This is a genomic window from Kitasatospora humi, from assembly GCF_020907985.1.
GTDB classification, from domain to species: domain Bacteria; phylum Actinomycetota; class Actinomycetes; order Streptomycetales; family Streptomycetaceae; genus Kitasatospora; species Kitasatospora humi.
In genome coordinates this window covers 92,015-111,981 of record NZ_JAJJPA010000015.1, presented here as the reverse complement: position 1 = coordinate 111,981, position 19,967 = coordinate 92,015, and the positions used below count along the sequence as shown (strand labels likewise).

19 protein-coding genes and 1 riboswitch are annotated in these 19,967 nt (G+C 71.1%); of the genes, 9 read left to right on the top strand and 10 right to left on the bottom strand.

The genetic code is table 11. The features are described 5' to 3' along the window. Positions 1-38: 38 nt before the first annotated feature. From LN042_RS16910 to LN042_RS16900, 3 genes are all read right to left on the bottom strand, one after another. The gene (locus LN042_RS16910) at positions 39-1,406 is read right to left on the bottom strand and encodes an aminotransferase class V-fold PLP-dependent enzyme (RefSeq protein ID WP_230052057.1); all 1,368 of its coding nucleotides are present in this window, start codon (positions 1,404-1,406) and stop codon (positions 39-41) included. A gap of 52 nt (positions 1,407-1,458) precedes the next feature. Beyond that, positions 1,459-1,578: riboswitch (SAM riboswitch) on the bottom strand. 81 nt (positions 1,579-1,659) lie between these two features. Further along, complete coding sequence (gene trpD, locus LN042_RS16905; protein WP_230052056.1) at positions 1,660-2,733, bottom strand: anthranilate phosphoribosyltransferase; 1,074 nt, start codon at positions 2,731-2,733, stop codon at positions 1,660-1,662. A gap of 169 nt (positions 2,734-2,902) precedes the next feature. Next, positions 2,903-3,325: a hypothetical protein gene (locus tag LN042_RS16900; RefSeq protein ID WP_230052055.1), complete on the bottom strand. Its 423-nt coding sequence runs from the start codon at positions 3,323-3,325 to the stop codon at positions 2,903-2,905. Positions 3,326-3,637: 312 nt separating this feature from the next. On the opposite strand from LN042_RS16900, the gene ctaE reads away from it, so the two are divergent. The 5 genes from ctaE (at position 3,638) to LN042_RS16875 (ending at position 8,505) form a co-directional block, all read left to right on the top strand. Continuing rightward, positions 3,638-4,258: an aa3-type cytochrome oxidase subunit III gene (ctaE, locus tag LN042_RS16895; protein ID WP_101379978.1), complete on the top strand. Its 621-nt coding sequence runs from the start codon at positions 3,638-3,640 to the stop codon at positions 4,256-4,258. A 143-nt stretch (positions 4,259-4,401) separates the two neighbouring features. Continuing rightward, the gene (qcrC, locus tag LN042_RS16890) at positions 4,402-5,211 is read left to right on the top strand and encodes a cytochrome bc1 complex diheme cytochrome c subunit (protein ID WP_230052054.1); all 810 of its coding nucleotides are present in this window, start codon (positions 4,402-4,404) and stop codon (positions 5,209-5,211) included. Further along, positions 5,208-6,302 carry a cytochrome bc1 complex Rieske iron-sulfur subunit gene (gene qcrA, locus LN042_RS16885; protein ID WP_443667705.1) on the top strand — a complete coding sequence of 365 codons (1,095 nt, stop codon included), beginning with the start codon at positions 5,208-5,210 and terminating at the stop codon, positions 6,300-6,302. The genes qcrC and qcrA overlap by 4 nt, the downstream gene beginning before the upstream one ends. After that, complete coding sequence (gene qcrB, locus LN042_RS16880; protein WP_230052052.1) at positions 6,299-7,951, top strand: cytochrome bc1 complex cytochrome b subunit; 1,653 nt, start codon at positions 6,299-6,301, stop codon at positions 7,949-7,951. Before qcrA ends, qcrB begins: the two co-directional genes overlap by 4 nt. Before the next feature lie 155 nt (positions 7,952-8,106). Further along, positions 8,107-8,505: a GntR family transcriptional regulator gene (locus tag LN042_RS16875; RefSeq protein ID WP_230052051.1), complete on the top strand. Its 399-nt coding sequence runs from the start codon at positions 8,107-8,109 to the stop codon at positions 8,503-8,505. On the opposite strand, the gene LN042_RS16870 is transcribed toward LN042_RS16875, so the two are convergent. The 4 genes from LN042_RS16870 to ctaC form a co-directional block, all read right to left on the bottom strand. Further along, complete coding sequence (locus LN042_RS16870; protein ID WP_372495758.1) at positions 8,502-9,722, bottom strand: L,D-transpeptidase; 1,221 nt, start codon at positions 9,720-9,722, stop codon at positions 8,502-8,504. The genes LN042_RS16875 and LN042_RS16870 overlap by 4 nt on opposite strands. 237 nt (positions 9,723-9,959) lie before the next feature. After that, on the bottom strand, positions 9,960-10,376 hold the full coding sequence (locus LN042_RS16865; protein ID WP_230052049.1) for a cytochrome c oxidase subunit 4: 417 nt from the start codon (positions 10,374-10,376) through the stop codon (positions 9,960-9,962). Then, positions 10,376-12,145: an aa3-type cytochrome oxidase subunit I gene (gene ctaD, locus LN042_RS16860; protein ID WP_230052048.1), complete on the bottom strand. Its 1,770-nt coding sequence runs from the start codon at positions 12,143-12,145 to the stop codon at positions 10,376-10,378. Before ctaD ends, LN042_RS16865 begins: the two co-directional genes overlap by 1 nt. Next, positions 12,142-12,996, bottom strand: coding sequence for an aa3-type cytochrome oxidase subunit II (gene ctaC / locus LN042_RS16855; protein WP_230052047.1), 855 nt, complete (start codon positions 12,994-12,996; stop codon positions 12,142-12,144). The genes ctaD and ctaC overlap by 4 nt, the downstream gene beginning before the upstream one ends. A 353-nt stretch (positions 12,997-13,349) precedes the next feature. On the opposite strand from ctaC, the gene LN042_RS16850 reads away from it, so the two are divergent. Further along, on the top strand, positions 13,350-14,774 hold the full coding sequence (locus LN042_RS16850) for a cysteine desulfurase/sulfurtransferase TusA family protein (RefSeq protein ID WP_230052046.1): 1,425 nt from the start codon (positions 13,350-13,352) through the stop codon (positions 14,772-14,774). A gap of 5 nt (positions 14,775-14,779) precedes the next feature. Here LN042_RS16850 and LN042_RS16845 read toward each other — a convergent pair whose 3' ends face one another. Continuing rightward, complete coding sequence (locus LN042_RS16845) at positions 14,780-15,754, bottom strand: carbohydrate kinase family protein (RefSeq protein WP_230052045.1); 975 nt, start codon at positions 15,752-15,754, stop codon at positions 14,780-14,782. A gap of 209 nt (positions 15,755-15,963) precedes the next feature. Here LN042_RS16845 and LN042_RS16840 point away from each other — a divergent pair, with 209 nt between their 5' ends. Then, entirely contained in the window at positions 15,964-16,182 is a 219-nt protein-coding gene (locus LN042_RS16840) for a hypothetical protein (RefSeq protein WP_230052044.1), read from the top strand. A gap of 114 nt (positions 16,183-16,296) precedes the next feature. Then, positions 16,297-16,998, top strand: a complete 702-nt coding sequence (locus tag LN042_RS16835) for a hypothetical protein (protein ID WP_230052043.1) — start codon at positions 16,297-16,299, stop codon at positions 16,996-16,998. A 61-nt stretch (positions 16,999-17,059) separates the two neighbouring features. On the opposite strand, the gene erpA is transcribed toward LN042_RS16835, so the two are convergent. Continuing rightward, the gene (gene erpA / locus LN042_RS16830) at positions 17,060-17,413 is read right to left on the bottom strand and encodes an iron-sulfur cluster insertion protein ErpA (protein WP_230052042.1); all 354 of its coding nucleotides are present in this window, start codon (positions 17,411-17,413) and stop codon (positions 17,060-17,062) included. Positions 17,414-17,607: 194 nt separating this feature from the next. Here erpA and LN042_RS16825 point away from each other — a divergent pair, with 194 nt between their 5' ends. Then, positions 17,608-18,477, top strand: a complete 870-nt coding sequence (locus LN042_RS16825; RefSeq protein ID WP_230052041.1) for a GNAT family N-acetyltransferase — start codon at positions 17,608-17,610, stop codon at positions 18,475-18,477. 33 nt (positions 18,478-18,510) lie between these two features. On the opposite strand, the gene LN042_RS16820 is transcribed toward LN042_RS16825, so the two are convergent. Continuing rightward, entirely contained in the window at positions 18,511-19,893 is a 1,383-nt protein-coding gene (locus tag LN042_RS16820; protein ID WP_230052040.1) for a pyridoxal phosphate-dependent decarboxylase family protein, read from the bottom strand. Positions 19,894-19,967 lie beyond the last annotated feature (74 nt).

The window sequence follows — 19,967 nt, the reverse complement described above, 5'->3', positions numbered from 1 at the left end:
CGGTGCCGACCGCCCGCCCCCCGGCCGGGTGGCCCACCTCAGCGGCGGGTGTCCGCGACGCACCGGCCGCCCTCGTTGCGGTAGGTCCAGCGCGCCCCGTCGGTGACCAGCTCGCGCACGGCCGCCAGGAACCGGTCCACGTGCTCCCCCGGCGTGCCGGCGCCGAAGCTGACCCGGATCGCGTTGAGGCTGCGCTCCCCCGGCAGCGAGGGCTCGGGGGCGCCGCACGCCGAGGGTGCCGCGTCCTGCTGGTCCAGCAGCGTGCGCACCAGCGGGTGGGCGCAGAACAGCCCGTCCCGCACCCCGATCCCGTACTCGGCGGAGAGCGCCGCCGCGAAGTGCGAGCTGTTCCAGCCGCTCACCACGAAGGAGAGCACCCCGACGCGCGGCGCGCCCTCCCCGAACAGGTTGAGCACCCGGACCTCGGGGATCTCGGCGAGGCCTGCGGTGAGCCGGTCGATCAGCAGCTGCTCATGGGCCCGCAGCCGGTCGAAGCCGGTCTCGCCGAGCGCCCGGCAGGCCGAGGCGATGGCAAGGGCCCCGATGACGTTGGGCGAACCGGCCTCGTGCCGGGCCGGACCGGAGTGCCACTCGACGGCGACCGAGCCGTCCGCCTGCCGCGCCACGGTGCGCGAGGCCCCGCCGCCGGCCAGGTAGGGCTCGGCCGCGTCCAGCCAGTCGGCGCGACCGGCCAGCACGCCGGCGCCGAACGGGGCGTAGAGCTTGTGGCCGGAGAAGGCGACCCAGTCGACGTCCAGCTCGCGGACCGAGACCGGGTGGTGCGGGGCCAGCTGCGCGGCGTCCAGCACCACCCGGGCACCGTGCCGGTGGGCCGTCCGGGTCAGCTCGGCCACCGGCCACAGCTCGCCGGTGACGTTGGAGGCGCCGGTGACGCAGAGCAGCCTGGGGCCGTGCGGGGCCTCGGCCAGGGCGGCGTCCAGCGCGGCCACCGCCTCGGCGTGCGAGCGCGGCGCCGGCAGGTAGCCGACCGTCAGGCCGGCCTGCCGCCAGGGCAGCAGCGAGGCGTGGTGCTCGGTCTCGAAGGCGAACACCCGGGTGTCGGTCGGCACCGCGCCGGCCAGCAGGTTGAGCGAGTCGGTGGTGGCCCGGGTGAACACCACCTGGTCGCCGTCGCGCAGGTCGAGGAAGTCGGCGACGGTGCGCCGGCTCTGCTCGAACAGGTCGGTGGAGAGCTGCGAGAGGTAGCCGGCGCCGCGGTGCACGCTGCCGTAATAAGGGGCGTAGCCGGCCACGTCGTCCCAGACCCGCTGCAGGGCGGGGGCGCTGGCGGCGTAGTCGAGCGCGGCGTAGCCGACCTTCTCACCGGAGACCAGCGGCACCTGGACGTCGGCGCCGAGCACGGCGAGCGGGGCGGCACAGTCGGCGGTCAGCTGGTTGGACGTCATGGGAACGCACTCCTCCTGGGGTCAAGGACCCCGGGGGTGCGTGTCGTCCGGTGGTCCGCGCTTGCCCTGCGGACCTGTCGCCGCCGAGCCCGGTCTTCACCCAGGGCACCCCGCCACGGACGGAGGGTTGCCGGACAGCAAGCTGGGGCTTGTCGCGCTGTCACTCATGACCTGACGCAGACCTTATGCACACCCTGGAGACACGGTCAACCGCCCTTTCCACCATCCGGACGGCTGATCGGTCGACGGGGCGTCAGCCGGCGGTGGCCGCCGCCCAGCGGTCCAGCAGTCCGATCGCCGCGCCGGAGTCCACCGCGGCGGCGGTGCGCTTCATCGCGGCGGCCAGCTGCTCGGTCAGCGGCGCGTCGGTGAGCTCCAGGGCGACCAGTGCGGCCGCCGAGTTGAGCACCACGGCGTCGCGCACCGGGCCGTGCTCGCCCCCCAGCACCCGACGGGCCACCCGGGCGTTGTACTCCGGGTCGGCGCCGCGCAGCGCCTCGATGCCCACCCGCTCGATGCCGAGCCGGCGCGGGTCGAGCACGGTCTCGGTCACCTGCCCGTCACGCACCAGCCAGACCCGGGAGCTGTCGCAGATGGTCAGCTCGTCCAGCCCGTCGTCACCGCGGAAGACCAGGGCGGTGGAGCCGCGCTCGGCGAGCACCCCGGCGATCAGTCCGGCCAGCCGGGTGTCGAAGCAGCCGACGGCATGGGCCGTCACCCGGGCGGGGTTGGTGAGCGGGCCGAGGATGTTGAACGCGGTCGGCACCCCGAGGTCGCGCCGGGCGGCGGCGGTGTGCCGCATCGCGGGGTGGAAGGTGGCGGCGTTGCAGAAGGTGAGGCCGATCTCCTCGGCCACCTCGGCGACCCGGCGCGGAGTCAGGTCCAGCCGCACCCCGAGCCGCTCCAGCACGTCCGAGGAGCCGCTGGCCGAGGAGGACGCCCGGTTGCCGTGCTTGACCACCTTGGCGCCGGCCGCCGCCGCGACGACCGCGGACATGGTGGAGATGTTGACGGTCTTCGCCCGGTCGCCGCCGGTGCCGACGATGTCCACCGCCGGCCCGGGGATGACCAGCGGCCGGGCGTGCTGGTACATCGCCTCGACCAGGCCGGAGATCTCGTCGACCGTCTCGCCCTTGGCCCGCAGCGCCACCATGAAGCCGGCCACCTGGACCGGGCTGGCCTCGCCGCTCATGATCCGGTCCATCGCCCAGGCGGTGTCGGCCCGGCTGAGGTCGTCGCCGCCCAGCAGCACCGAGAGGACGTCCGGCCAGGTGCGGCTCACCTGCGTGGGGTGGTTACCGCCACTCACAGGCTTCACATTCACCATGGCCGACTCTCCAGCTCGCATCAGGTGCGGACGAAACAGGTCGTCGCCAGCCTAACGAGCGCGGCAGGGCCGCCGTCCGGTGGACGGCGGCCCTTCTCTTCCTCTGAGACTGCGCCGCGCTGCCCGGCGGCCCGTCCGTCTTGACCGGCGGGACCGGAGGCGGCCCGGCTCAGCTCGACAGCGTGCGGGCGCCCAGCCGGCTGCGCAGCAAGCCGGCGGCCGCCTCGGCCAGCGCCACCGGGTCCACCGGCTGGGAGATCGCCGCGTCGGCCCGGCTCCAGGCGGCCAGCCAGCTGTCCTGCGGACGACCGATCAGCACCAGGACCGGCGGGCAGCCGTAGATCTCGTCCTTCACCTGCCGGGCCAGGCCGAGCCCGCCGGCCGGCACCGCCTCGCCGTCGAGCACGCACAGGTCCACGCCGCCCTTCTCCAGTGCCCGCAGCACCGCCGGAGTGGTGGCGCACTCCAGGTACTCCAGCTCCGGCAGGTCGGCGGCCGGGCGCCGGCCGAGGGCCGAGGTCACCTGCGCCCGGGTGTTGCGGTCGTCGCTGTAGACGAGGACGGTGAGCGTCTCGTCGCTGCCGTACGTCATCGGACCTGCTCCCATGTGTCAGACGAATGTGATCCAGACCACGTCCACCACCTCCGGATGCTACTCCCGCTTCCCCCGTCCCGGTGAGCATCCGGCACTATCTCCTCTGCGGCACCGGGATCCGGCTGGCGCCACTCGCGTGAGTGACCGTCACCCGTCCGGGCGATGGGCGGTCAGCCGACGGTGCTGACGGGCCCTCGGAGACCCCCCGTCGGGAGCAAAGCCGCTGGTACCGGCATCCGGGCATACCGCACGCACCGGACACTCCGAGGGAGACCCCCCGGCGTGAAGACGGAATAAGGGACCGACATAATGTCGGTCGTGGCGACAGCAACAGCAACAGAAACCGGGCACGCGCATGGATCGGTCAACCGACCGAACATGACCAGTGTCGGAACCATCGTCTGGCTGAGTTCCGAGCTGATGTTCTTCGCGGCCCTCTTCGCGATGTACTTCACGGCGCGTTCCGTGAAGGGACCAGACTTCTGGGCCGAGAAGGCGCATGCCCTCAACGTCCCCTTCTCCTCCGTGAACACCACGATCCTGGTGCTCTCCTCGCTCACCTGCCAGCTCGGCGTGTTCGCCGCCGAGCGCGGTGACGTCAAGAAGCTCCGCTCGTGGTTCACGGTCACCTTCGTGATGGGCGCGATCTTCATCGGCGGCCAGATCTACGAGTACACCTCGCTGGTGAAGAAGGACCACCTCTCGTTGTCCTCCGACCCGTACGGCACGGTGTTCTACCTGACCACCGGGTTCCACGGGCTCCACGTGACGGGCGGTCTGATCGCCTTCCTGCTGGTGCTGGGGCGGACCTACGCCGCCAAGCGGTTCACGCATGAGCAGGCCACCGCGGCGATCGTCGTGTCGTACTACTGGCACTTCGTCGACGTGGTCTGGATCGGCCTCTTCGCGACCATCTACCTGATCAAGTAGCCGATCAGGTCGCTGGCTCGCCGGCCGGACCCGAATGCCCCAGTGGCGCCGGGTCCTTTGCCCGTGCTCCCTGCCCCCTGCCGGTGCCGTCACCGACACCGGGCCACCACCAGACGACCAGATCCTGACACCGGGGTTAATCCGTGAAAAAGCTCTCCGCACGACGGCGCCACCCACTGGCGGCGCTGGTCGTCCTACTCTTCGCCCTCGTGGCCTCCGGGGGGCTGTACGCCGCGTTCGCGCCCGCCGAGAAGGCCCAGGCTGACAGCTCCGCGCAGTCGCTCGCGATCGACGAGGGCAAGCGGCTCTTCGCCGTGGGCTGCTCCTCCTGCCACGGCCTGAACGGCCAGGGCACCACCATGGGCCCGAGCCTGGTGGGCGTGGGTTCCGCCGCCGTCGACTTCCAGGTCGGCACCGGCCGCATGCCCGCCCAGCAGCCCGGCGCCCAGGTGCCGCGCAAGCAGCCCATCTACAGCCAGCCCGAGATCGACCAGCTGGCCGCCTTCGTCGCCTCGCTGGGTCCCGGCCCGGTGACGCCGACCAAGGACCAGTACACCGCGACCGAGACGGACGCCATCGCCAAGGGTGGCGAGCTCTTCCGTACCAACTGCTCGCAGTGCCACAACTTCGCCGGTGCGGGTGGTGCGCTGACGCAGGGCAAGTACGCCCCGTCGCTGGAGAACGTCGACCCCAAGCACATCTACGAGGCCATGCAGACCGGCCCGCAGAACATGCCCTCCTTCCCGGACAGCACCATGCCGGAGAAGCAGAAGCAGGAGATCGTGGCCTTCGTCCGCTACCAGGCCAACGAGGCGCCGAACCCCGGTGGCCTCTCGCTGGGTAGCCTCGGCCCGGTCACCGAGGGCCTGTTCGGTTGGATCTTCGGCCTCGGCGTCCTGATCGCCATCGCGATCTGGGTTGCCGCCCACACCACCAAGGCCAAGAAGTCATGAGCCAGGACATGTCAGACGACAAGCTGCCGCAGGCGCACGGCGCCGGCGAAGGGCACGGCGACGTAGCTGCTGCCGACAACCCGTTCGCGGACCCGGGCCTGCCGCCCCACGAGCCGCGCCGGACCGACATCGACGAGCGGGCCGCCAAGCGGGCCGAGCGCCAGGTGTCGTTGCTGTTCATCGTCTCGATGCTGGCCACCGTGGGCTTCATCGCCTCGTACGTGGCCATCGACCCGTCGAAGATCGTTTACGTCTTCCCGCTGGGTCACATCAACGCCCTGAACTTCGCGCTCGGCATGACCCTGGGCGTGGCGCTCTTCTGCATCGGCGCCGGCGCCGTGCACTGGGCCCGCACCCTGATGTCGGACGTCGAGATCGCCGACGACCGCCACGCGATCGAGGCCGACGACGACGTCCGCGCCGACGTCATCCAGAAGTTCAAGACCGGTGCCGCCGAGTCGGGCTTCGGCCGCCGCAAGATGATCCGCAACACCCTGATCGGCTCGATGGCCCTGGTCCCGCTCTCCGGCGTGGTGCTGCTGCGCGACCTCGGCCCGCTGCCGGAGGAGAAGCTGGACGTCACGGGCTGGAAGGAGGCCACTCCGACCAACCCGATCCGCCTGATCAACATGAACACCAACCTGCCGATGAAGGCCGAGGACATCGGGGTCGGCTCGCTGACCTTCGCCAAGCCCGGCCCCTCGGCGCTGCGCCCCGGCGGTCTGCAGGAGTCCGACGAGGACTTCCAGGAGGCCATCGCCACGGACGCGCTGATGCTGGTCCGCCTCCAGCCGACCGACATCAAGGACCCGCAGTCCGCGGCCCTGGGCTTCGAGGGCGTGCTCGCCTACTCCAAGATCTGCACCCACGTCGGTTGCCCGATCTCGCTGTACGAGCAGCAGACCCACCACGCGCTCTGCCCGTGCCACCAGTCGACCTTCGACCTGTCGGACGGCGCCCGCGTCATCTTCGGCCCGGCCGGCCACCCGCTGCCGCAGCTGAAGATCACCACCGATGCCTCGGGCTACCTGATCGCCACCCAGGACTTCACCCTGCCCGTCGGCCCGAGCTTCTGGGAGCGCAACGCATGAGTTCCTCGGCCAGCGCCAAGACGGCCGCACCGGCCAGCACCCGCGCCAAGCCTGCCAACAAGGCCGAGGCCGCCGCGGACTACCTGGACGGCCGGCTGGGGATCTACTCCCTCGCCAAGTCCAACCTGCGCAAGATCTTCCCGGACCACTGGTCCTTCATGCTCGGTGAGATCTGCCTGTACACCTTCATCATCATCATCCTGACGGGCGTCTACCTGACGCTCTTCTTCAAGCCGAGCATGGGTGAGGTCGTCTACAACGGCTCCTACGCCCCGCTCAACGGCATCAGGATGTCGGAGGCCTACGCTTCGACGCTGAACATCAGCTTCGAGGTCCGCGGTGGTCTGCTGATCCGTCAGATCCACCACTGGGCCGCCATCGTGTTCGTCGCCGCGATGTTCGTGCACATGATGCGCGTCTTCTTCACCGGCGCGTTCCGCAAGCCCCGTGAGATCAACTGGATCTTCGGTTTCCTGCTGCTCTTCCTGGGCTTCTTCGACGGCTTCCTCGGGTACTCGCTCCCCGACGACCTGCTCTCCGGCACCGGCATCCGGTTCATGGAGGGCGCCATCCTGGCCGTCCCGCTGGTGGGCACCTACATCGCGATGTTCCTGTTCGGCGGGCAGTTCCCCGGCACCGACATCGTGCCGCGGTTCTTCACCATCCACGTGCTGCTGATCCCGGGCGTCATGCTCGGCCTGCTGGTGGCGCACCTGATCCTGGTCTTCTACCACAAGCACACCCAGTGGGCGGGCCCGGGCCGGACCGAGAAGAACGTCGTCGGCATGCCGCTGATGCCGGTCTACATGGCGAAGGCCGGTGGCTTCTTCTTCCTGGTCTTCGGCATCATCGCGGCGATGTCCGCGATCGCCTCGGTCAACCCGGTCTGGGCCTACGGCCCGTACCGCCCGGACCAGGTCTCCACCGACGCCCAGCCCGACTGGTACATGGGCTTCGCCGAGGGTCTGATCCGTGTCATGCCGGGTTGGGAGATCCGGGCCTGGGGCCACACCCTGAACCTGGGCGTCTTCATCCCGCTGATGCTCTTCCCGCTGGTCCTGCTGATGATCGCGGTCTACCCGTTCATCGAGGCCTGGATCACCGGCGACAAGCGCGAGCACCACATCCTGGACCGCCCGCGCAACGCCCCGGTCCGCACCGCCCTCGGTGCCGCCTGGATCAGCCTCTACCTGGTGCTGCTCTCCGGCGGTGGCAACGACCTGATCGCGACGCACTTCCACCTGTCGCTGAACGACATCACGTACTTCGTGCGGGTCGGCTCGTTCGTCGTCCCGGTGATCGTCTACTTCGTCACCAAGCGCTGGTGCCTCGGCCTGCAGCGCCGTGACAAGGACAAGGTGCTGCACGGTCGCGAGACCGGTGTCATCAAGCGGCTGCCGCACGGTGAGTTCATCGAGGTGCACGCCCAGCTCCCGCAGGACAAGCTGCACACGCTCACCGCGCACGAGCAGTACGAGCCGGTCGAGCTGCCCGCCGAGGTCGACGAGAACGGTGTCGCCCGCAAGGTCGGCCTGATGACCAAGACCCGGGCCAAGCTGTCCGAGGGCTACTTCGGCGAGCACGGCCAGATCCCCAAGCCGACCGCCGAGGAGCACCAGGAGATCACCAGCGGCCACGGCCACCACTGATCTCCGCTCTCGGTAGAGAGCACAGCGCGTCAGCCACCTGAGGGCCCCTGCCCGGCATCCGCCGGGCAGGGGCCCTTGGCATATCCGGGCCGCCCGGTCGCGGGTGCACAATATGGTGACGCCTCGTCAGCCCCCCGCAGAAGGAGCCGCAGCAAGTGCAGCTGAGCATCGACCACGCCGGCCCCACTCCCCCCTACGAGCAGCTGCGCGCGCAGATCGCCGAGCAGGCCAGGGCCGGCGCCCTGCCGGCCGGGCTGAAGTTGCCGACCGTGCGGGCGCTGGCCGAGCAACTGGGCCTGGCGGCCAACACGGTGGCCCGTGCCTACCGGGAGCTGGAGGCGGACGGCGTGGTGGAGACCCACGGCCGGCGCGGCACCCTGGTGGCCGCGGTGGGGGACACCGCGCACCGGCTGGCCAGCACGGCGGCCAACGAGTACGCCGAGCGGGTGCACCGCCTGGGCCTGGACCGCGACGAGGCCCAGGCGGCCGTGGTCGGCGCGCTGGACCTCGTCTACGGGGGCCTGCCGGGGGCGGCCCTGGAGCCGTCGGCCTAGAACTGCGGACGCAGGGTGGCGGCGGCCTGCGCGGCCTCCGGCGGGGCGTCGGTGCTGACCGGCTTGCCCAGGGCGCTGCCCTTCAGCCAGTCGTCCCAGCTCACGTTCCAGTCCCCGAAGCCGTTGCCGAACGGCTCCATCTGGCGCCCCTTGCTGTTGACCACCTGGACGATGTCGCCGATCCGGGTGTTCTGGTAGAACCACTTGGCGTTGTCGGTGCTCATGCCGGTGCAGCCGTGGCTGACGTTGGCGACGCCCTGGGAGGCCACCGACCAGGGGGCGGCGTGCACGTACTCGCCGCTCCAGGTCACCCGGGTGGCCCACTCCACGTTGAGGTCGTAGGCCTCGCTGCTGCCCTGCGCGATGCCGATGGTCTCGCTCTTCATCTGCACCGAGCGCTCCTGGCCGAGCACCACCTTGATGCCGTTGCGGGTGTCGAAGCCGGGCTTGCCGGTGGTCACCGGGATGGTGTTCACCACCGCGCCGTTGCGCTTGAAGGTGAGCTGGTCGCTGGCGGCGTCCACCACGGCCTCCACCCGGTCGCCGACCGTGAACGCCACATCGGTGGCCGGGCCGCCGTACGTCCCGTGGTCGTCGATCTCCAGGCCCTGGCCGGTCCACTCGAGCTTCACCTTGGCGCCGGTGGGCCAGTAGTCCTTCGGGCGGAAGTGCAGGTTCTTGTCGTCCACCCAGTACCAGGCGCCGGTCACCGCGGGCGTGGAGGTCACCGTGAGGGCCTTCTCGACCTGCTGCCGCACGGCGGGGTCGCTGATTGGCTCGGAGAGCTCCGCGGTCAGCGGCTCGCCCACGCCGTAGGTGTCCCGGCCCAGGTCGGGGCCGAGGGTCACGGTGAGCGTCTTGTCGGCCGCCTTGGTGGTGAAGTCCGCGGTGGTCTGGCCGCGGCCGCCGCGGCCGTCGGCCGCCGCGATCCGGGCGGTGTAGTGGGTCGCCGGGAGCAGCGGGGTGGTGCTGTGCCAGCCGTGGCCGTCGGGGTCCAGCGCGCCGGCCACCTGCTTGCCGTCCGGGCCGCTGAGCGTCACGTCGGTGAGGGTGCCGCCGCCCTGCGCCGTCACCGTGAACGGCTTGCCCGGGTCGGTGTCGCCCGCGGCCGAGGTGTGCACCAGGCGGCCGGCGTCGATCGAGTGCGGCGGGGTCGTTCCGTTGCCGCCGCCGGAGCAGGCCGCGAGCGGCCCGACCAGCAGCGGGGTGAGCACCAGCCAGACCGTCGCGTGACGGCCCCGCCCGGTGCTGCTCCCCCGGTCTCCTGCCCATCTGACGTCCACCGGATCCTCCTCGGGTTGGACGACGCATCAGATCGTAGGAACATCACCGCACCCGGATCCGCTCGACGCACGCCGCTGCACCCGCCGGGGTGAATCTGGTACTCGGCCGGAGCAACAAAACAGGCGGGACCCCTCCGAAGAGGGGTCCCGCCGGTGCGTGGGTGCCGGAGCCTACTGGTTGCGGTTCTCGCCGCGGTAGAACTCGAAGACCCAGCCGTACAGGCCGATCAGGATGATCGGGACGGCCCAGAACATCAGCCACCAGCCGAAGATGACGCCCATGAACGCGAGCGCACCACCGATCGCCAGGGAGAGCGGCTGCCAGCTGTGCGGGGCGAAGAAGCCCATCTCACCGGCGTCGTCCGAGACCTCGGCCTCGGGGTTGTCGCCCGCGCCCAGGTCCACCCGGCGGGCCGTGAAGCCCAAGTAGAAGCCGATGAAGGCACACAGGCCGAAGCCCAGGAAGAGTGCCGTGGTGCCGGCCGCCTCGACGTGACCGTCGTGCGAGTCGGTCCACACCCCGTAGACGATCGCCATGATCAGGATGAAGACGGCGAAACCCGCGAAGATCTTGCCCTGTTCCTTCATCAGGCACCACCCTCCTGCTTCTTGCCCGGCATGTCGTACTCGGCCGGAGCGACGCCCTCCAGGTGCTTGGCCGTGTGGCCGTGCAGCTCCAGGTAGTCAAGCTGGGCGATCTCCGGGTGGTGCAGGTCGAACGCCGGGGATTCGGAGCGGATCCGCGGCAGGGTGAGGAAGTTGTGCCGCGGCGGCGGGCAGGAGGTCGCCCACTCCAGCGAACGGCCGTAACCCCACGGGTCGTCGACCTCGACCTTCTCGCCGTACTTGGCGGTCTTCCAGACGTTGTAGAGGAACGGCAGGATCGACATGCCGAGCAGGAAGGAGCCGATGGTCGAGACGGTGTTCAGCGTGGTGAAGCCGTCCGAGGCCAGGTAGTCGGCGTACCGTCGGGGCATGCCCTCGGCGCCGAGCCAGTGCTGCACCAGGAAGGTGGTGTGGAAGCCGATGAACAGCGTCCAGAAGGTGATCTTGCCGAGGCGCTCGTCCAGCATCTTGCCGGTCATCTTCGGCCACCAGAAGTGGAACCCGGCGAACATCGCGAAGACGACGGTGCCGAAGACCACGTAGTGGAAGTGGGCGACGACGAAGTACGAGTCCGAGACGTGGAAGTCGATCGGCGGCGAGGCCAGCAGCACACCGGTCAGACCACCGAAGAGGAAGGTGACCAGGAAGCCGACCGTCCAGAGCATCGGGGTCTCGAAGCTCAGCGAGCCCTTCCACATGGTGCCGACCCAGTTGAAGAACTTCACCCCGGTCGGGACGGCGATCAGGAAGGTCATGAAGGAGAAGAAGGGCAGCAGCACCTGGCCGGTGACGTACATGTGGTGCGCCCACACCGTCACCGAGAGGCCGGCGATGCCGATGGTCGCGGCGATCAGACCGGAGTAGCCGAACATCGGCTTGCGGCTGAAGACCGGCACGATCTCCGACACGATGCCGAAGAACGGCAGCGCGATGATGTACACCTCGGGGTGGCCGAAGAACCAGAACAGGTGTTGCCACAGGAGGGCTCCACCGTTGTTCGGATCGAAGACGTGCGCCCCGAACTTGCGGTCCGCCTCCAGGGCGAACAGGGCGGCGGCGAGCACCGGGAAGGCCAGCAGCACCAGCACGGCGGTCAGCAGGACGTTCCAGACGAAGATCGACATCCGGAACATCGTCATGCCGGGGGCGCGCATGCAGATGATGGTGGTGATGAAGTTGACCGCACCGAGGATGGTGCCGAAGCCGGAGAAGGCCAGACCCATGATCCACATGTCGGCGCCGACGCCCGGCGAGCGGACCGCGTCCGACAGCGGCGAGTAGGCGAACCAACCGAAGTCCGCCGCACCCTGCGGGGTGAGGAAGCCGCCGACCGCGATCAGCGAGCCGAACAGGTAGAGCCAGTAGGCGAACATGTTCAGCCGCGGGAAGGCGACATCGGGCGCGCCGATCTGCAGCGGCATGATCCAGTTCGCGAAGCCCGCGAAGAGCGGGGTCGCGAACATCAGCAGCATGATCGTGCCGTGCATGGTGAAGGCCTGGTTGAACTGCTCGTTCGACAGGATCTGGGTCCCGGGACGAGCCAGCTCGGCGCGCATCACCAGCGCCAGGATGCCACCGATCAGGAAGAACGCGAACGAGGTACCGAGGTACAGCGTGCCGATCGTCTTGTGGTCAGTGGTGGTCAGCCACTTGATGATGGTGGCGCCGGGCGTACGGGGGCGCTTGACCTTCCCCGCCGCGACGGTGCCCCCAGCCCCGCCGGCTGCGGCGGGTTCGTTGAGGATGGTCACTTCTCTTCACTTCCCATGCTCGTGATACCCGAGGGCACCGCGCCGGCCTGGCCCTTGGCCCGCAGGTCCTGCAGGTGCTTCACGTAGTCGTCGTGCGAAACGACCTTCACCTTGAAGAGCATCCGGGAGTGGTCCACGCCGCAGAGCTCCGCGCACTTGCCGTCATAGGTGCCGATCTGGGTCGGGGTGACCTCGAACCGGTTCACCACGCCCGGCACCACGTCCATCTTCATCAGGAAGTTGACGGGCCAGAAGTCGTGGATCACGTCGCGGGAGGTCAGCCGGAACTGCACCGACTCGTTGACGGGCAGCCAGAGCACGGGCAGGTTCCCGGGAGTACCCACGTCGTACGCGGCGACCTGGCTGTTGGGGTCAGGGGTCTCGGTGTTCTCGTAGTTGAAGGCCCAGCTCCACTGGAAGCCCACCACGTTGACGTAGTGCTGCGGCTTCGCCGAGACCGAGGTCAGCTTCGCCTCGTCGCGGGCGACGAAGTAGAAGAGGACCGAGACGATGACGATGGGGACCGCCGTGTACAGCGCCTCGATCGGCACGTTGTAGCGGGTCTGCGGCGGGATCTCGATACCGGTGCGGCTGCGCCGGTGGAAGATCACGCTCCAGAGGATCAGACCCCACATCAGTACGCCGACCACCAGCGCCGCGATCCAGGACCCCTGCCACATCTGAAGGACGAGATGTCCAGTCGTGGTCACGGGGCTGGGGAGGCCAAGCCTGGGCAGGTCATTGGCCGAGCAGCCGGTAGCGGTCGCGATGACGAGGCCCAGTGCCAGCGCCTGAGGCAGCTTCCGCCGCATCGTGCGCCGCGGCGAGCGGTCGGAGCCGTTGGGACTCACGTAGCGCCTTCCCGAAGTCTCGCCCGCTGCGCGCCGCCCCCAGGAGTACTGCTGTGAGCCTCCCCGGCGACCCGTCCACGGGCACGGTTTGAATGCTTATGCGGGCCAAACCCTACTCCAGGCTTATGTGGACCTGACGAGCAGGTCCCGGTAACGCGCCGCCCGCCTACCCGATCAGCCCCGGCAGGTGCGGACTCCCAGGTCATCGGGGCCTTTCCGGGCCCGGACACCCGATCGAGTGACGGCGTCGGGACGGCCGGGTGACGGCCCGTCGAGCGGGGACGAAGCGGACATTCTCCTCGCCCTCGCGGGGCTGGGCTGATGGGCCGTGAGGGCCGGATAGCGTGTCGGATGTGTCGCCCAACGAGAACGTCTACTTCGACGCCGCCACCGCCTCCCCGCTGCACCCCGTCGCCCGGCAGGCGCTGACCGCCGCCCTGGACGAGGGCTGGGCCGACCCGGCCCGGCTCTACCGCTCCGGGCGGCAGGCCCGGATGCTGCTCGACGCGGCCCGCGAGACCGTGGCCGAGGTGCTGGGCGCCCGCCCCGACGAGGTCTCCTTCACCGCCAGCGGCACCCAGGCCGTCCAGCTCGGCATGCTGGGGGCGCTCCGCGGCCGCCGCCGGACGGGCCGTCACCTGGTGCACTCCGCGGTGGAGCACTCGAGCGTGCTGCACACCGCCGAGCGGTTCGAGGCGGACGGCGGGGAGGTGACCGCGGTGCCGGTGGACCGGCTGGGCCGGGTCTCCCCCACCGACTTCGCCGCCGCGGTGCGGCCCGACACCGCACTCGCCGTGCTGCAGTCGGCCAACCACGAGGTGGGCACGGTGCAGCCGGTGGCCGAGACCGCCGAGCTGCTGGGCGCCCTCGGGGAAGAACGCTGTCCGCTGCTGGTCGACGCCGCGCAGAGCGCCGGGCGGACGGCCGTGCCGGGCGGCTGGTCGCTGCTGACGGCCAGCGCGCACAAGTGGGGCGGGCCGTCCGGGGTCGGGGTGCTGGCGGTGCGCAAGGGCACCCGGTTCAACTCCGCGCTGCCGGCCGACGAGCGGGAGGCCGGTCGGGTGCCCGGATTCGTCAACGTGCCCGCGATCGTGGCCGCGGCCGCCTCGCTGCGCGCCGTCCAGGCCGAGGCGGCGGCCGAGAACGCCCGGCTGCACGCCCTGGTGGAACGGATCCGGGCCGCGGTGCCGCGGCTGGTGCCGGAGGTGGAGGTGGTCGGCGATCCGGTCGGCCGGCTGCCGCACATCGTCACCTTCTCCTGCCTCTACGTGGACGGCGAGGTGCTGCTCGGCGAGCTGGACCGGGCCGGCTTCGCGGTGTCGTCCGGTTCCTCCTGCACCTCGAGCACCCTGACCCCGAGCCACGTGCTCGCGGCGATGGGGGCACTGACCGAAGGCAACGTGCGGCTCTCACTGCCGACCGGGACCACCGCCGAGCAGGTGGAGCGGTTCCTCACCGTCCTGCCCGAGCTGGTCTCCCGGGTCCGCGAGCCGCTGGGCCTGGACCTGCCGGCTCCTGCGGGGGCGGGCCCGGCCACCGCCCCGCTCGTGGTGGACCAACTCGGCAGGCGCTGCCCGCTGCCGGTGATCGAGCTGGCCAAGCGGATCGGCGAGGTGCCGGTGGGCGGGCTGGTGGTGGTACTGGCCGACGACGAGGCCGCCCGCCTCGACATCCCGGCCTGGTGCGAGATGCGCGGGCAGGCCTACGAGGGCGAAGCCCCGGCCGACGCCTACGGGGCGGACCGGGGCTTCGCGTACCTGGTGCGACGGGTGGGCTGACGGGGTCAGCCGAGCTCGGCCGCCAGTTCGGCGGCGGCCGGCTCGCCGTAGGCGGCGCCGAAGCGCTCCAGGAAGTGGCCGGTGCGCAGCTCGTACTCCTGGGTGCCGACGGTCTCGATCACCAGGGTGGCCAGCATGCAGCCGATCTGCGCGGCCCGCTCCAGGCCCAGGCCCCAGGCGAGGCCGGCCAGGAAGCCGGCCCGGAAGCCGTCGCCGACGCCGGTCGGGTCGGCCTTGACCAGTTCCGGCGGGCACGGCACGGTGAGGTCCGGCTCGCCCTTGCGCTGGATCCGCACGCCCTTGGCGCCCAGCGTGGTGACCCGGGTGCCGACCCGGCCCAGGATCTCCTCGCCGCTCCAACCGGTCTTGGACTCGATCAGCGCGGCCTCGTACTCGTTGGTGAACAGGTAGGCGGCGCCGTCCACCAGCTCGCGGATGTCGTCGCCCTCCAGCCGGGCCAGCTGCTGCGACGGGTCGGCGGCGAAGGCGTAGCCCCGGCTGCGGCACTCCTGGGTGTGGCGCACCATCGCCTGCGGGTCGTCGGCGCCGATCAGCACCAGGTCGAGCCCGCCGACCCGCTCGGCGACCGGCTGCAGCTCGATGTTGCGGGCCTCGGCCATCGCACCGGTGTAGAAGGACGCGATCTGGTTGTGGTCCTCGTCGGTGGTGCACATGAAGCGCGCGGTGTGCCGGGTCTCGGAGATGTGCACCGAGTCGGTGTCCACGTTGTGCCGCTGCAGCCAGGAGCGGTACTCGGCGAAGTCGGCGCCGGCCGCGCCGACCAGGACCGGCCGCAGGCCCAGCAGGCCCATGCCGAAGGCGATGTTGGGGCCGACCCCGCCGCGGCGGATCTCCAGCGAGTCGACCAGGAAGGAGAGCGAGACGGTGTGCAGCTGCTCCGGGACCAACTGGTCGGCGAACCGGCCCGGGAAGGTCATCAGGTGATCGGTGGCGATCGAGGCGGCGACGGCGATGCGCACGGGAGGGTCTCCTCATCGGGGGACGGCTGGCCAACCCCCTAACGGTACCGGCCGGGGCGCGGCGGTACCGCCCCAACCGTCCGAGCGACTACCTGCGGGTAGGGCTGGCCGCTCCCCGCGGCGGCGGCCTAGGGTCGCGATCAGCGGGGCCCGCCCGGGCTCCGGACGCCGCGGCGACGGCGCCGCGGCCGGCGATCGGAGCGCATCCCATGCTGCCCAGTCCCTCCCCCGTCCAGGCCTCCGGCGTGCTGCCCGGTGAGGCCGACCCGGACACCCTCGACGCCCTGCTGGACTCCTCCCGGCGGCTCGGCGCCTTCTGGCCGCTGCTGGAGGGCGCCGCCCAGCCGGGCCGTGCGCCCAGCGGGCCGATCACGGTGCCGGCCAGGGCCAGGGCACTGGTCGCCGGGATGGCGGAGTACGGCCTGTGACGCCCGCCTGAGGATTCTCCCGCTCGGGCCGGGAACCGGTTTCCTCCGGGCCACGTCAGATCCGCGCAGCCGACGCTGTTCAAGGGATCCGCCGAAACTGGAGGACGTCGCACCATGGACGACAAGACCACCGCCACCCACCCGGCCGCGCCGACCGGTCGGCCGACCCGCCCCAGGCGGGCCCTGGCGGCCGCCGCGCTGCTGCTCTCGGTCGCGGCGGCGGTCACTGCGTGCGGCAGCAGCGGTGGCGCCAAGAGCGCCGCGGGCGGTGCGAGCAGCACGAGCAGCACGAGTGCCGCGGCGTCGGCCGGCGCCTCGACCGGGCCGAGCGGCTCGGCCTCCGCCGCACCCTCCGCCGGTTCCCCGGCCGCCCCGTCCGGCGCCCCCGCCACCGGCCAGGCCGGCGCCTCCGGAGGCGGCAGCGGCACCCTGCCCGGGGGCAACCCCTCGGCCCCGCGCAAGAGCCCGGCCCCCGGCTCGCCGCTCCCGGTCGACCCGATCCACCCGGCCACCGCGTTCAAGCCGGAGAACTACCTGGCCAGCGGCAACCAGCTGACCGTCTTCTTCACCGGTGGCATCTGCGACAAGTACGCCCTGAAGGTCAACGAGAAGCCGGGCGGCGTGGTCGGGGTCGACGTGGTGATCAGCGAGCCCGCGCCGTCCGGTCAGAACTGCCCGGCACTGGCCAAGCGCCAGTCCGTGGTGGGCACCCTCTCGCAGCCGCTGAACGGCCGCTCGGTGGTGAGCCTGCGGGACGGCACCCCGGTGCCGCTGGAGTCGGCGCCGCAGGGCGGGCCGGTGAGCGCGGGCAACTGAGCGGGAAAAGGGGCGGCCCCCGGAGAACTCCGGGGGCCGCCCCTTCCGATCCGCTCGGGGATCAGCTGAACGAGTCGCCGCAGGCGCAGGAACCGGTGGCGTTCGGGTTGTCGATGGTGAAGCCCTGCTTCTCGATGGTGTCGACGAAGTCGACCGTGGCACCGCCGAGGTAAGGGGCGCTCATCCGGTCGGTGACGACCTTGACGCCACCGAACTCCTTGACGACGTCGCCGTCGAGCGAGCGCTCGTCGAAGAAGAGCTGGTACCGCAGGCCCGAGCAACCGCCCGGCTGCACGGCGACGCGCAGCGCGAGGTCGTCGCGGCCTTCCTGGTCCAGCAGGGCCTTCACCTTGGCCGCAGCGGCATCGGTAAGGAGCAGACCACGCTCGACGGTGGTCTCGTCCTGGACGGTCATCTGCTTACTCCCGGTCTGTGACGACGTAGTGCCGCCAGTGCCAACCAGCGGCTGCCCGATTTGATTCCGGGCAGTGGATCTGGCGTCTTGTGGATTCCACGGTGCCGGGCGCCGCCCGTTCCGTTGTCCGTTCCATGCTCGCACATGCGCGAATTCACTGACGCGGATCGGGGCCGAGCCGCCAGGATGGTCGGATGATCCTGCGTCAGCTGCACGACTCGCACGCCGAGGCCGAGACCGTCCGGGAGCTCGCGCTGGCCGCCTTCGGCCCGCTCTCCCCGGGGCCGGCGCACCGGCCGACCGAGGCGGAGAGCGTCTTCCACCGGGCCCGGACCAGGCATCTGGTCGCCCACGACCCGCAGGGCTGCTGGCTGGCGGTGGTGGACCGGCGACCGGTCGGGTTCGCGCTGTCGCTGCGCCGCGAGGGTGTGTGGGTGCCGGCGCTCACCGCGGTGCTGCCCGACTTCCAGGGCAAGGGCATCGGCCGGCTGCTGCTGGACCGGGCCGCCGAACACGGGCGCGGCTGCCTGCGCGGCATGACGACCGTCTCGACCGACCCGGCCGCCGCCCGCCGCTACCGCCGGGCCGGCTTCACCCTGTACCCGACCATGCGGCTGACCGGCGAGACGGACCGGTCGGCGCTGCTGCAGGTGGGCGAGCTGCCGGTGCACCGCGGCACCGAGCGGCACCTGGACCTGCTGGACTCCGTCGACCGGCGGGTGCGCGGCGCCGCGCACGGGGTCGACCACCGGCTGATGCTGGCGCACTACGAGGAGCTGCTGGTGGTCGACACCCTGGCCGGCAGCGGCTACTGCTACCGGGACGGCGGGACGGTCAAGCTGCTGGCGGCCACCTCCCGCCGACTGGCGGCCCGGCTGCTGCGCGAGACGCTGGCCCGGGTGCCGCACGGCACCCGGGCCGAGGTGGAGCACGCCACCGCGGAGGCGGAGTGGGCGGTGGACGTCGGCCTGGACCTGGGGCTGACCCTGGAGAACGCCGGTTACCTGGCGCTGCGCGGGATGCGCCCGCCGACCGCCTACCTGCCCGACGGCGCCTTCCTGTGACCGAGTACCGCCGACCGGTCAGGAGCGGCCTGCTCAGGCCATGGTGTCCAGGATCTCCCGGACCATCTCCATGGTGGTGCCCGGGTGCAGGAAGGCGAACCGGGCCACCGTCTCGCCGTCCCAGCCGGTGGGGGTGACGAAACCGATCTGGTCGGCGAGCAGCTGGTGCGACCAGTCGTAGTACTGCTGCTCGGTCCAGCCGGTCCGGCGGAAGCAGACCGCGGAGAGCTGCGGGTCGTGCAGCAGCTCCAGGTGGTCGGTCTCCCGGATCAGCTGGGCGGTGTCCCTGGCCAGCGCGAGGCCGGTCTCGATCGCGTCGGTGTAGGCCTGGGTGCCGTGCACGGCGAGCGAGAACCAGAGCGGCAGGCCGCGGGCCCGGCGGGTCAGGTGGTAGGCGTAGTCGGTGGGGTTCCACTCGTCGCCCTCGTGGTGCAGCACGTCCAGGTAGCCGGCGTCCTGGGTGTGCACGGCCTTGGCGAGGCGCGGGTCGCGGTAGATCAGCGCGGCGCAGTCGAACGGCGCGAACAACCACTTGTGCGGGTCGACGACGAAGGAGTCGGCGTGCTCGATGCCGTTGTAGCGCTCCCTGATCGAGGGGGCGAACAGGCCGGCGCCGCCGTACGCGCCGTCCACGTGGAACCACATGCCGCGTTCGCGGGCGACCTCGGACAGGCCCTGGAGGTCGTCGATGATGCCCTCGTTGGTGGTGCCGGCGGTGCCGACCACGGCGATGACGGTCTCCGGGTCGGGATCGGCGGCCAGCGCGGCCCGCAGCGCCTCGCCGGTGAACCGGCGGTCGACGGTCGGGACCTTGAAGGCCTCCACGCCGATGATGTTGAAGGTGTTCTTCACCGAGGAGTGCACCTGGTCGGCGACCGCGATCCGCAGCCGGGTCTCGGACCCGCTGCGCTGGTCCCGGCCGGCCAGCTTGCGGCGGGCCGTGTCGCGGGCCACCACCAGGGCGGAGAGGTTGCCGGCCGAACCGCCGGAGACGAAGGTGCCGCCGGCCGTCCCGGGCAGCCCGGCCCGGTCGGCTATCAGGCGCAGCACCTGGTTCTCGGCGGCGATCGCACCGGCCGCCTCCAGCCAGGAGATGCCCTGCAGCGAGGCGCAGGAGACCACCATGTCGAAGAGGAGCGCGGCCTTGGTGGGGGCGCACGGGATGAAGGAGAGGTAGCGCGGGCTGTCGGCGGAGATCACCGCGCGGGACAGCTCGTGGTCGTAGAGCTTGAGCACGTCGGCCGGGTCGTTGCCGTGCTCGTTCAGCAGGCCGGCCAGGTGCGCGCGCAGGTGCTCGCCGTCGCCGGGGTGGTCGAGCGGCACCGGGTCGTACTGCAGCCGCTCGCGCATGTAGCCGAAGACCAGGTCCACCAGCTCGTTGTCGGGCCGGTGCATGCGGTTGGGTGCGGTGCTCACAGGGGTACTCCTTCGGCTGAACAACTCGGATCAGCGTAGGCAGCGCGGGGTGTCACCCGCGCGTCCGAATGCGC